The organism is Microcella indica (genome assembly GCF_013414345.1).
Classification (GTDB): Bacteria; Actinomycetota; Actinomycetes; order Actinomycetales; family Microbacteriaceae; genus Microcella; species Microcella indica.
In genome coordinates, this window is sequence record NZ_CP058670.1 from 1,524,886 (window position 1) to 1,536,328 (window position 11,443).

Below are 11,443 nucleotides of genomic sequence, written 5' to 3' on the forward strand. Positions count from 1 at the left end.
AGGTCACCCGGCTCGGCTCAGAAGGGCGTGAGGTGAGGCAGGACGAGGCGGACAGCTCGCACCGCCTCCTGAGCGACGGTGATCGCATCCGTCGCGTCATCCGCCGTCGCGGACGGGGTGTCAACAGACGGGTACTCGTTGTCGTTGCGTGCACGACGGATGCGGTCCACCTGACGGCCGATCCGATTCGGCGGGTCGAGCTGGGCAGAGACCGCCTCCGTGACGGCGATGTGGCCACCCGAGCGGGTGGGCCGGATGCCCTGCGCGAGCAGGAGCGAGGTGAGCGCCTTGCGTGCCGCGTCGTAGGCAAGTGCCAGCGCGCCGACGGGGTCTTCCTCCACGATCGACCTGGCTGCCGTGACGTGGGTGTCGCACAGCTCCAGGGAGCGCTCAGCGAATTCAGGTTGCGCGGCGACCCTCTCGAGTTCACCGCGGTGCAGAAGCTGCTCGATCGTCGCCCGGCCCTGCTCCCATGTCATGCGCTTACTCCGGTGTCGACGTCAAGGTCGACCCATGGTCGCGCACGCACCGTCGCGACGAAAGGATCATCCACAGTCGCCCATCGCTCCGGGGTGATCGTCGTGGCGTTGACCTCCCGACGCAGCCGACCCTCTGCTCGCCGCAGAGCGTCGTACAGCTCATCGCGATCAGGTCGCCCGACTACGAGCAGATCGATGTCACCGGGCGGCGGGCCGGGCTCTCCACGGCGTCGCGCGGCCCACGAGCCGAAGAGCACCGCCTGCACGATGCCCGGCACCGACGACAATTCGCGGGCGACGACGGGCTGCGGCCCGTGCGCGAACATCGCGATCTCCCGCACCGCCTCGGCAAGAGGGTGGCGCACGTTGAGTCGGTAGACCGCTCGACGCCCCACCGGAGTCGCCTCGATGATGCCCGCGTCGTGCAGGCGGGCAAGCTCGCGCGTCACCGTGGGCAGGCTCGCGTCGACGTGCCGCGCCAAGTCGGCCGCCGTCTCCCCTCGATGGCTGAGCTCGAGGGTGGCCAGGATCTGCCCCTGCGCGTCGGATCGCAGAAGAGGGAAGATCGCCGGTGCCTCTACTTTCATAAACAAGATGCTAGCATTTGTTTATTGAAAGTTTATAGGGATCTGTGGCGAGCCCGTTGCCCAAGCCCGTCAGTCTGGCACCGCCACCGCCGCTGCGGCTGGGGATTCGGCCTCGGCCCGCACGTGACGCGGGCCCACGATCGCCGCGACCACCGCGGTGACGACGAGCACGGCGGCCGCGACGAGCAATGCCGTCGTCGTGCCGTCGAGGAACGCCTGGCGCGCCGCCGCGATGACCGGCTCGGCTGCGGCACCCCATTGCGCGACCATCGGCGACTGCGTGAACGCGATCGAGCCCTCCACCGCCTCCGCCGCCGGCCCGGACAGGCCCACCGCGACGTCGGCGACACCGGTGCGGTAGACGTCCGCGAGCACGCTGCCGAGCACGGCGATGCCGAGCGCGCTGCCGAACTCGCGCGAGAGGTCGTTGACCGCCGAAGCGACGCCCTGCTTCTCGTGCGGCAGCGCTTGCGTGATGACCGTCGTCGACGGCGTGCCCGCGAGTGCCATTCCCGCGGCGAACACGACGAGCCCGAGCGCGAACACCCAGTAGAGGAAGTCCACCTCGAGGAAGGACATGATCGCGAAGCGGCCCGCCATGAGCACGAGCCCGAGCGGCACGACGCGGCGGTAGCCGAACCGCTCGGCGATGCGCGGGGCGTTGCGGGCCAGCGGGATCATCACGAACGGCAGCGGCAGCAGGCACACCGCCGCCATGAGCGGGCTCAGCTCCACCACGAACTGCAGGTACTGCAACGCGGTGAAGAAAAACCCGAACGCGGCGAAGAACTGCACCGTCAGCACGAGACTGCCCGCCCCGAGCCCGCGCACCAGGAACAGACGCGGGTCGAGCAGAGCATCCCGCCGCCGCAGCTCCCACAGCACGAACGCGACCGCCGCCGCGAGACCCACCGCGAGCGCGACCTTCGGGCCCGGCTCCTCGGCGTCCGTCGCCGCGATCTCGATGATGCCGAACACGATGCCGCCCACCGCCACCAACGAGAGCAGGGCGGCCGGGGTGTCGAAGCGCGGAGGGTGAGCATCCCGACTCGGGGGAATCACCGCCGCCGACAGGATGAGCCCCGTCACCGCGAGCGTCACGTTCAGCCAGAAGAAGGAGTGCCAGTCGAAGAACTCCAGCAGCAGGCCCGAGCCGAACAGGCCCAGCACCGCTCCGCTGCCCGCCACGCCGACCCAGACGCCGACGGCCTTGCCGCGCTCGGCGGGCGGGAAGCTCGTCGTGATGACCGAGAGCGTCGTCGGCATGATCGCCGCCGCGCCGATGCCCATGACGGCGCGCAAGACGATGAGGGTGCCCGGGTCGGCTGCGAACGCCGCGCCCACCGCCGCCGCTCCGAACAGGGCGAGGCCCACCATGAGGATGCCCTTGCGGCCCAGCCGGTCGCCGATCGCGCCGGCCGCGAGCAGCAGGCCCGCGAAGACGACCGTGTAGGCGTCGACGATCCAGGTGAGCTCGGTCTGCGTCGCGCCCAGGTCGCGCGCGAGGCTCGGCAGGGCCACGTTGAGGCCGCTCACCGCGGAGACGACCGTCATGAGCGAGAGGGCGACGGTGAGGAGGATGAGGCGGCGGCGGCGCGGGGTGAGGGCAGGTGCCGGGGTGGCTGTCGGTGCCGTGGTGGGCCTCATGAATTCCTCCTGAGGAATTAATTCCTCATGTGATGAAATCACTAGGGATGCGCGGCGCGGGCCGCAAGAAGGGCGCGCGGTTGTGGCTGATAGAGGTGCGGGGGCCGGGCGTCGGGCGGGGCGGCGGCCGGGCGCGTCGAGCGCCGCCGAGAGCCGCGAGACCATCGAGCGGGTCGCGCGCGAGCAGTTCGCCGAGCTCGGGTACGAGAAGGTGAGCGTGCGCGGCATCGCCCGTGCGGCCGACGTCGACCCGAAGCTCGTGCACCACTACTACGGAGGCAAGGAGGCGCTCTTCGCCGCGATCGTGCAGCTGCCGCTCGCCCCCGCCGACATCGTGGCCGAGCTCGGCACGCCGAGCGACGACTCCCCCGGCACGCGCCTCGCCCGCATCATCCTCGACCTGCAGGCGAACCCGATCGCGCGCATGACGATGATGAGCATCGTCCGCGCGGCCGCGAACGAGCGGCACGCGGCCGAGCGCATCCGGTCGATCCTCACGCAGCGGCTCTTCGAACCCCTCGCCCGGCAACTGGGGGTGGATCGGCCGCAGCTGCGAGCATCCCTCGCCGGGTCTCAAGTCGTGGGGCTCATGATGGCGCGCCACGTCGTCCAGCTGCCCGCGCTCGTCGCGGCCTCCGATGCCGAGCTTGCGGAGCTGCTCGGCGCCACGATCGATGCGGCGCTCGGGGTCGGTGGGGCTGGGGTGTACGGGGCTGGGGCGCCGGGGGCTTGGGGGGCGTCTGGGACGTCGGGGGCACAGTAGACCTGCACCGATCCTCCCCACCTTCCCCTCGCGTGACGTATCCCCAGCCCGAGATCGACGCACTCCACCGTCGGTGGTCGAATGTATGTTCGAATCACGAACCAGCACACGGCACCGCGGAGGGAGGCGACCATGACCATCACGACGACGCTCGCGCCGCCGATGCCCGCGGTGCCCGCCGCCGCGTTACCGCGCCACCCCAGCCGGGGCGCGACGGACGACACCATCAGTGAGGTGAGCGGCGTCGTCGAGGTGGCGGGCGCACTCACTGCTGCTCGGGATGCCCTTGCCGCCGTCCCGCGCGAGGTGCAGGCGTTTCGCGCTCTGGACGACGCCGAGCTGCTCGACCTCACCCGCCTCGCGGCCGACGAGGTGCGCCTGGCGCAACTGCACGTGTCGCTTCTCGCCGGGGAGATCGCCCGACGGTCCGCCCCCGAGCTCGGCCACTCCGGTCTCGCGCAACGCACCGGGCACCGCACCCCCGAGGAGATGGTGCGCGTGACGACGGGAACCCGCGTCGCCGACGCCCGCACCGCCGTGCGCGTCGGCACATCGGTGGGCGGCGAGACGCCGACGCCGCTGGGCGACGCCGTGCTGGCCGGGACGGTGAGTGTCGCCGTCGCCGACGCCGTACGCACGGGGCTCGGCCGGCCGACCAGCACGATGAGCGAGACCGACCTCGAGGCCGCCGCCGAACGGCTTCTGCCCCGACTGGACGGGCTCGACGCCGACCGCGCCGCCCGCGAGGCCCGCGCCGTGCGCGACGCACTCGACCTCGCCGGCATCGCCGACCGCGAAGAGGCCCGCAGGCAGCAGCGCTCCTTCCGACTCGGCCGCCGCGCCGACGGCATGGGCTACGCCCACTGGGTCCTCGACCCGGAAACCTTCGCCCTCGTCAGCGACGTCTACGACCGCATCACCTCACCCCGACGCCACGAGCCGCGATTCCAGAGCGACACCGAGCGAGAGCACGATGCCCCAGAAGCCGCGCATCCCGCCCTCGACGACGACCGCACCCCCGAGCAGCGCGCCAGCGACACGATCGCCGAACTCCTGCGCCAGGGCGCCGCCGCCGACACCAGCCAGCTGCTCGGAGACGAGCCGGTCGGCGTGCGCATGATCGTCGCCGCCCGCACCCTCGAGAAGCGCCGCGGCCAAGGCTGGATCGACGGACACCCCGACGCCGTCTCCGTCGCCACCATCGAGCGCCGCGCGTGCACCGCCGGCACCATCACCCTCACCGTCGACGGCGACCCCGACAATGCCGGCCAACCCCTCAACCTCGGCCGCGAACGCCGCCTGTTCACCCGCGCCCAAAGACTCGCCCTCACCGCCCGCGACGGCGGATGCCGCTGGCCCGGCTGCGAACGACCACCCTCCTGGTGCGAAGCCCACCACATCCACCACTGGCACCGCGACCACGGCACCACCGACATCGCCGACGGAATCCTCCTGTGCCGCCACCACCACCTCCTGGCCCACAACAACGGATGGGAAATCCACCGCGCCGGCCCCAGCTACCAACTCATCCCACCACCAAGCCCACCCCCATCACGGCACGGCCCCCAAGCGAATGCCCGGCCCGGCACCCATCGCGGAGACCCGCCTGCCGAGCACGGCAACCCGCCCGCTGAGCCGATCGACATGCCCAGCCGCAGCCCCGCACTACGCGACGCGCTCCGTGCGTGAACGGGAGCGCGCCCGACAGCACCCCAACTACTCTGGGAGCATGAGCGCGCGCAGCAGGAGCATTGGCAGGCGCATCATGTTCATCGCCGGCATCCTCGTCTTCCTGGTCGGCGTCGCCATCACGATCATCACCCCCGACGCCATCGCCCTCGGGCTCGCGCTGCTCATTGTCGGCGTCGTCCTCGTCTCCCTCTCGGGCGCGCGACGGCAGGGCGCAGAACCATACGGTCCTGACCAGCGCCACGCAGACCAGCGCGACGCGGACGGCCCCGCGGCCGACACCCACGAACGGACCAGCTGATGCACCTCCCCACCGTTCTCGTCACCGGCTTCGAGCCCTTCGACGGCGCCGACGTCAACCCCAGCGGCGAGATCGCCCGCCGACTGGGCGAGCTCGGGCACCCCGACTGCCACCTCGTCGCCGAGGTGCTGCCCGTCTCCTTCGCACGCGCCCCGCAGCTGCTCGCCGCCGCACTCGACGCGCACCGGCCCGACATACTCCTCATGCTCGGCCTCGCCGAGAACCGGCACGCCCTCACGCCCGAACGCGTCGCGCTCAACCTCGCCGACGCGGCCATCCCCGACAACGACGGCGACCAGCCCACGGATGCTCCGCTCGAGCCCCACGGACCCCCCGCGCGCTTCACCGACCACCCGGTCAAGCACATCGCCGCCGCCATCGACGCCGCCGGCATCCCCGCGCAGGTGTCGCTCACCGCCGGCAGCTACGTGTGCAACGCCGTGCTGTACACCGCCCTCGGCATCGCCGAGCAGCGCGGCGATGCTCGAAAGCACAGTGCCGAGCAGCGCGGCGAGCACGGCAAGCACAGCGCCGACGCGAGCACCGCCCCGACCGACACCACTGCCGGCACCACCGCCGAGCACGGTGAGCACAGCGAGCACGGTGAGCACGCTCGGCACCCTCGCCTGAGTGCGGGGTTCATCCACGTTCCGGCGACGCCGCAGCTCGGCGGCGACCCGCGCTTCACGCTCGACGAGCTCGAGCGGGGCATCCGCATCGCCATCACGACGATCCTCGACGAGCCCGCGTGACGGACGCGGCAGTCATCCGGGTCTCGGCCGTGCTCGCCGTCGACGACGCCGGCCGACTGCTGCTCGTGCGCAAGCGCGGCACGAGCGTGTGGATGCAGCCCGGCGGCAAGCCCGAACCCGGTGAGACCGCCGCCGAAACCCTCGCGCGCGAACTGCACGAAGAGCTCGGCGCGCGCGTCGACCCCGCCGCCCTCGAACCGCTCGGCACGTTCACGACTGCCGCCGCCAACGAAGCTGGCACGACCCTCATCGCCGACGTCTTCCGCACCGAGCTTCCCGGCCCGCTCGCCGCCGCCGCCGAAATCGACGCCGTCACCTGGATGCACCCCCGCGAGTTCCCGCAGCATCGACTCGCCCCGCTCATCACCGAGCACATGCTCGCGTTCCTGTCCGCGCCCGCCCGGCGCGGAACAGACGGCGACAACCCCGCCAGCGCACCCTGACCCTCGCCGCGGTCTGCATGCACTGCAGGCGCCGCGAAACCCGCCCGCAACGTGCCCTTGCTAGCGTGAGGTCATGGAGCTCGAGCTCGACACCTTCGGCACGACGGCCCTCATCCTCGTGCTCGCCGCCGCGATCGCTGTCCTCGCCCACCGCGCCCGGCAGCCGCTCATCATCGCCTTCATCGTCGTCGGGATCATCGCCGGGCCGAGCGTCTTCGACTGGGTGCACGAAGCCGAAGCCCTGGAGCTGTTCGCCGAAATCGGCATCGCCATCCTGCTGTTCCTCGTCGGCCTGAAGCTCGACGTGAACCTCGTGCGCTCTGTCGGGCCCGTCGCCCTCGCCACCGGGCTCGGCCAGATCGTCGTCACCGCCATCGTCGGCTTCGGCATCGCGACGCTCTTCGGCCTCGACCTGCTCGCCGCGGCCGTCGTCGGTGTCGCCATCACGTTCTCCTCCACGATCATCGTCGTCAAGCTGCTCGCCGACCAGCGCGAACTCGACGAGCTGCACGGGCGCGTCGCCCTCGGTCTGCTCATCGTGCAAGACGTCGTCGTCATCATCGTCATGATCGTGCTGACCAGCCTCGGCGAAGGCACGACCGACGTCGGCGCCGAAGCACTGCGCATCCTGCTCAGTGGCGGCGGTCTGCTGCTCGGCATCGCCATCGCCATGCGCTGGGTGCTGCCATGGCTGCTCGACCGCGTCGCCACCAGCCAAGAGCTGCTCATCGTGTGGAGCGTCGCGTGGGCGATCGGCATCGCCGCCCTCACCGACGTGCTCGGCTTCTCCATCGAGGTCGGTGCATTCCTCGCCGGCTTCGCCCTCGCCTCCACCCGCTATCGCGAGCAGGTGCACGCCTCCCTCAGCGGCCTGCGCGACTTCCTGCTGCTGTTCTTCTTCATCGTGCTCGGCGCCGAACTCGACTTCGCGGCGATCGGCGCGCAGGTGCCGCTCGCGATCGCACTCTCGATCTTCGTCCTCGTCGGCACCCCGTTCATCATGATCGCCATCATGAGCCTCATGGGCTACCCGGCGCGCGTCGGCTTCCTCGCCGGGCTCGCGATCGCGCAGATCAGCGAATTCAGCCTCATCCTCATCGCCCTCACGCGGGACGTCGGCCTCGTCGGGGACGACATCGTGGGGCTCATCACCCTCATCGCGCTCATCACGATCGGCGGCTCGAGCTACCTCATCCCCTACTCCGAACGCATCGCCACCCGCATCGAACCGTTCCTCTCTCGCCTGCAGCGCCGCAACCCGCGCGTACCCGAGCCCGCCACCGGCTCCGGATACGACGCGATCGTGTTCGGGCATGGCCGCTTCGGCACGCAGCTCATCCGCGAGCTCGTCGACGAGGGCTGTCGCGTGCTGCTCGTCGAGTGGGACCCGTTCGCGGAGGTGCGCCTCGAGGACGAGAAGATCGCCGACCGGGTCGACGTCGTCTTCGGGGATGCCCGCAGTCCCGACTTCCCCGAGACACTCCCCCTGCACGACGTGCGGTACATCATCTCCACCGTGCCCGACGTCGACACCAACCTCGTGCTGGCCGGCGCCCTGCGCCACCACGGCGCGACGTGCCCGATCGCCGTCACCGTGCACACCGACAAGCAGGCCAGCGCCTACCGCCCGGCCCTCATCGACGACACGATCTCCGTCGTGCTGCACCCCTTCCGAGACGCGGCCGACGACGCTCTCGACACTCTGCGCCGGCTGGAGAGCGCCAGGTCGGACGACGAGAGCTAGTCAGCCGACCCAGAGCGCCCCGCCCACCGTCGCCAGGTAGAGAGTGGGCAGGGCGATTCCCTCGAAGCCGATGCCCTTGCGGTCGCGCACGACCAGGCCCGCGGCGAGCACCGCGGTGATGAGGATCGTGCCGCCCAGCAGCACGAGGCTCGCCGGCCCCACGTTGGCGTAGATCGTGCCCTCCAGGTAGAACGCGTCGGCGACGGCGATCATGAGCGTGTCGAAGACATTGCCGCCGATGATGCCGCCCACGCCGAGGGTGAGCGCGCCGAGGCGCACGGCCGCGAGCAGCGTGATGAGCTCCGGCAGCGACGAGATCGCCGTCGTCACCGTGAAGCCGGTCACCGCGCTCGGCCAGCCGGTCGCCGCGATGAGCCCCAGACCGGACTGTCCGATCACCCAGCCGGTGACGCCGACGATGACGGCGAGAACGGCGAGCGTCGTCCACAGTCGGCGTGTCGACGACGTGCTGCGGTCTTCGCCGTCGTCGGTGCGGGTGTCGCGCGTCATGCGCGGCGACCACATGGGCGCTTCGCGCATCTGCCGCAGCAGCCGCAGGCCGTAGGCGTAGAAAACGGGGATGAGCAGCGTCACCGGGTGGAACCAGCCGATCGCGAGGTCGGGCGTCGCGTAGGCGACGATCGGCAGGGCGAGCAGTCCGACGAGGATGAGCGCCTGCAGCAGGTTGTCGAGCGATGCCGCCGCATGCTCGAGGTTCGCGCGGCGGTAGACGAGGTCGGCGATGGCGAGCCACACCGTTTGAATGGCGACCCCGCCGATCGGGTTGGCGAGAGCGAATTCGGCGTCGCCGCCGAGGGCTCCCGTGATGGTGGTGAGGATGCCCGGCAGGGAGGTGACCGCGCCGAGGAACAGCGCCCCGGCCACGGCCTCGCCGAGTCCCGTGCGATCGGCGAGCTCGTCGGCCGTCTTCGCCAGGCGCGTGCCGGCGAAGGCGAGCAGCACGACCGAGGCGGCGAGCCCGATGAGGCTCGGCAGCAGCGGCCAGGTGTCCGTCATCGCTCCACTCTGCCAGCGCCCGACACTCGAGGTCGAGGCCCGCCGGGGCGCTTCACGGGCTCAGTGCAGAGTCAGTCGTTCGCGGAGGGCCGGCCAGCTGGCGGCGAATCCGGGGTGCAGGGGCAGAGCATCCACGTCGTCGAGGGGCACCCAGCGCACGGCGACGCTCTCGGCGTCGGCGACGATGGGGGCGAAGAGCCGGTCGACGCGCACCGCGACCGTCGTGTACGACCAGAAGCCGATGTCGTAGACGCTCTCGAACAGGAGGCTGACCTCGTCGGGCGGCACCCCGGCCTCCTCGACGGCTTCGCGCACGGCGGCGTCCTGGGCGGACTCGCCCTGCTTGCGCGCCCCACCGGGCAGGCCCCACGTGTCGCCGTGATGCGACCACGCCGCGCGATGCTGCAGCAGGATGCCCGCCTCGACGTGCCACGCCAGCAGACCGGCCGCGCCGAAGCGACCCCAGTACTTCGTGCCGTCGGGGCCTTCGACCCACGCGTCGCCGGGATCGCGCAGGTGCGGCGGCGGCAGCGGAGGTCGATCGGTCATAGTGCCCTCAGGGTACGCCGCGCCCCTGCAAGACCGCCGCGCAGGGCCCGGCTCCACCGGCATCCACCGGTGCGGGGGCCATGATGGGGGCATGCTCGACGCACCCGCACCCGACCCCACGTCTCCCCCGCTGCCGGGTCACGCGATCATCCGCCAGCGCTGGAGCGACTTCGTGTTCCTCCACTGGCGCGTCGACCCGCTGCTCGTCGCTCCCATGCTGCTGCCCGGCACGCGGCCCGACGTGCACGATGGCAGCGCGTGGGTGGGGCTCATCCCGTTCGTGCTGAGCGACCACGCGTTCCTGCCGCTACCTCCGGTGCCCGGTGCTGGCACGTTCATCGAGATCAACGTGCGCACCTACTCGGTCGACGAGCACGGGCAGCGCGGGGTGGTGTTCCGCTCCCTCGACGCTGAGCGGCTGCCCTCCGTCCTCGCCGCGCAGGCACTGTTCGGCCTGCCGTACCGCTGGACTCAGGCCGGGATGCGCCTCACCGCCGACACTCTCGAGTACCGCGCGCGACGACGCACCGGCGCTCGACCGCGCACCCGCATTCACGCGCGACCCGGCAGCACTCCTGTCGACACGCCGCTCAGCCGCTTCCTCACCGCACGCTGGGGGTTCCACGAGCGCCACCTGGGGCGCACGATCTTCGCGCGCAACACGCACGAGCCATGGCCGCTCGTCGACGCGCAGCTGCTGCACCTCGACGACGAGCTGCTCGCCGCCGCCGGGTTCCCCGACCTCGCGGAGCGCCCGCCCGACTCGGTGCTCGCGACCCCGCTGCGGCACCCCGGCGTCACGACCGAGTTCGCCGCGCCCACGCGCGTCGCGTGACCACCTACTCGGGGCGGAACGCGCCCGCGATGGTCGGCGCCACGTCGGGCACGCTCACGACCGTGATCGGGTCGCCTGCACGCACGACGCCCTTGCGCACCACGCGCGCGTAGGCCCCGAGCCGCCGCGAGTCGGCGAAGCGCTTGACCCAGCCCCGAGCATCCTCGCCACCGACCCAGCGGGCGAACGTCTGGCACGGCGTGCGCGGCATCGTCAGCTCGAGCTCCACCGCGTCGGACCCCTCGCCGATGCGCCACCGCTCCCCCACGCGGGCGGCGTTCACGTCGACGCCCTCGACGCGCAGGTTCTCGCCGAACCAGCCGGGGTGCAGCTCGCGGCCGAGCTCGGCCTGCCAGAAGTCGGCATCGGACTGGCTGTAGAGGTAGACGGCCTTGTCGTGGCCGCCGTGGTGCTTGCGGTCGACCTGCACGTCGCCGCGCAGGCCGAACTCGCCGACCTTGACCGGCTCGGCGGTCGCGCGCTTGTCGATCGCCGTCACACCGTCGGGGCCGCCGTAGTCGGGGATGAGCTGGTGGACGACGCACACGGCGGAGACGACGGGGTGCGAGGGGGGATCAGCAACAGCAGGTGTAGCAGGGGGCATGTCGCCAGCCTACGGGTGGGGCGGGCGCACCCG

At 71.4% G+C, this 11,443-nt stretch carries 13 protein-coding genes; 7 read left to right on the top strand and 6 right to left on the bottom strand.

Annotation, left to right across the window (positions count from 1 at the left end):
- Nucleotides 1-17: 17 nt before the first annotated feature.
- From HUJ41_RS07435 to HUJ41_RS07445, 3 genes are all read right to left on the bottom strand, one after another.
- Nucleotides 18-479, bottom strand: coding sequence for a HEPN domain-containing protein (locus tag HUJ41_RS07435; RefSeq protein ID WP_179872024.1), 462 nt, complete (start codon nucleotides 477-479; stop codon nucleotides 18-20).
- Nucleotides 476-1,066, bottom strand: a complete 591-nt coding sequence (locus tag HUJ41_RS07440) for an ArsR family transcriptional regulator (protein ID WP_179872025.1) — start codon at nucleotides 1,064-1,066, stop codon at nucleotides 476-478. The genes HUJ41_RS07435 and HUJ41_RS07440 overlap by 4 nt, the downstream gene beginning before the upstream one ends.
- A 69-nt stretch (nucleotides 1,067-1,135) precedes the next feature.
- Nucleotides 1,136-2,713, bottom strand: a complete 1,578-nt coding sequence (locus HUJ41_RS07445) for an MFS transporter (protein WP_179872026.1) — start codon at nucleotides 2,711-2,713, stop codon at nucleotides 1,136-1,138.
- Between the two features lie 82 nt (nucleotides 2,714-2,795).
- On the opposite strand from HUJ41_RS07445, the gene HUJ41_RS07450 reads away from it, so the two are divergent.
- From HUJ41_RS07450 to HUJ41_RS07475, 6 genes are all read left to right on the top strand, one after another.
- Nucleotides 2,796-3,476 carry a TetR/AcrR family transcriptional regulator gene (locus HUJ41_RS07450; protein ID WP_179872027.1) on the top strand — a complete coding sequence of 227 codons (681 nt, stop codon included), beginning with the start codon at nucleotides 2,796-2,798 and terminating at the stop codon, nucleotides 3,474-3,476.
- A gap of 132 nt (nucleotides 3,477-3,608) precedes the next feature.
- The gene (locus HUJ41_RS07455) at nucleotides 3,609-5,165 is read left to right on the top strand and encodes a DUF222 domain-containing protein (RefSeq protein ID WP_179872028.1); all 1,557 of its coding nucleotides are present in this window, start codon (nucleotides 3,609-3,611) and stop codon (nucleotides 5,163-5,165) included.
- Between the two features lie 40 nt (nucleotides 5,166-5,205).
- Nucleotides 5,206-5,466, top strand: a complete 261-nt coding sequence (locus HUJ41_RS07460) for an SdpI family protein (protein WP_179872029.1) — start codon at nucleotides 5,206-5,208, stop codon at nucleotides 5,464-5,466.
- Nucleotides 5,466-6,218 carry a pyroglutamyl-peptidase I gene (locus HUJ41_RS07465; protein WP_179872030.1) on the top strand — a complete coding sequence of 251 codons (753 nt, stop codon included), beginning with the start codon at nucleotides 5,466-5,468 and terminating at the stop codon, nucleotides 6,216-6,218. Before HUJ41_RS07460 ends, HUJ41_RS07465 begins: the two co-directional genes overlap by 1 nt.
- Nucleotides 6,215-6,661, top strand: a complete 447-nt coding sequence (locus tag HUJ41_RS07470; RefSeq protein WP_179872031.1) for an NUDIX hydrolase — start codon at nucleotides 6,215-6,217, stop codon at nucleotides 6,659-6,661. Before HUJ41_RS07465 ends, HUJ41_RS07470 begins: the two co-directional genes overlap by 4 nt.
- A 73-nt stretch (nucleotides 6,662-6,734) precedes the next feature.
- Entirely contained in the window at nucleotides 6,735-8,405 is a 1,671-nt protein-coding gene (locus tag HUJ41_RS07475) for a cation:proton antiporter (RefSeq protein ID WP_179872032.1), read from the top strand.
- On the opposite strand, the gene HUJ41_RS07480 is transcribed toward HUJ41_RS07475, so the two are convergent.
- The gene (locus HUJ41_RS07480) at nucleotides 8,406-9,422 is read right to left on the bottom strand and encodes a sodium:calcium antiporter (protein ID WP_179872033.1); all 1,017 of its coding nucleotides are present in this window, start codon (nucleotides 9,420-9,422) and stop codon (nucleotides 8,406-8,408) included. It abuts the gene before it with no gap.
- Nucleotides 9,423-9,482: 60 nt separating this feature from the next.
- Nucleotides 9,483-9,971: an NUDIX hydrolase gene (locus HUJ41_RS07485; protein ID WP_179872034.1), complete on the bottom strand. Its 489-nt coding sequence runs from the start codon at nucleotides 9,969-9,971 to the stop codon at nucleotides 9,483-9,485.
- 91 nt (nucleotides 9,972-10,062) lie between these two features.
- Between HUJ41_RS07485 and HUJ41_RS07490 the strand changes: the two genes are divergently transcribed.
- Nucleotides 10,063-10,806, top strand: a complete 744-nt coding sequence (locus tag HUJ41_RS07490; RefSeq protein WP_179872035.1) for a YqjF family protein — start codon at nucleotides 10,063-10,065, stop codon at nucleotides 10,804-10,806.
- 4 nt (nucleotides 10,807-10,810) lie between these two features.
- Here HUJ41_RS07490 and HUJ41_RS07495 read toward each other — a convergent pair whose 3' ends face one another.
- A complete protein-coding gene (locus HUJ41_RS07495; protein ID WP_179872036.1) occupies nucleotides 10,811-11,410 on the bottom strand; it encodes an MOSC domain-containing protein in 600 nt (199 codons plus the stop codon).
- Between the last annotated feature and the right edge of the window lie 33 nt (nucleotides 11,411-11,443).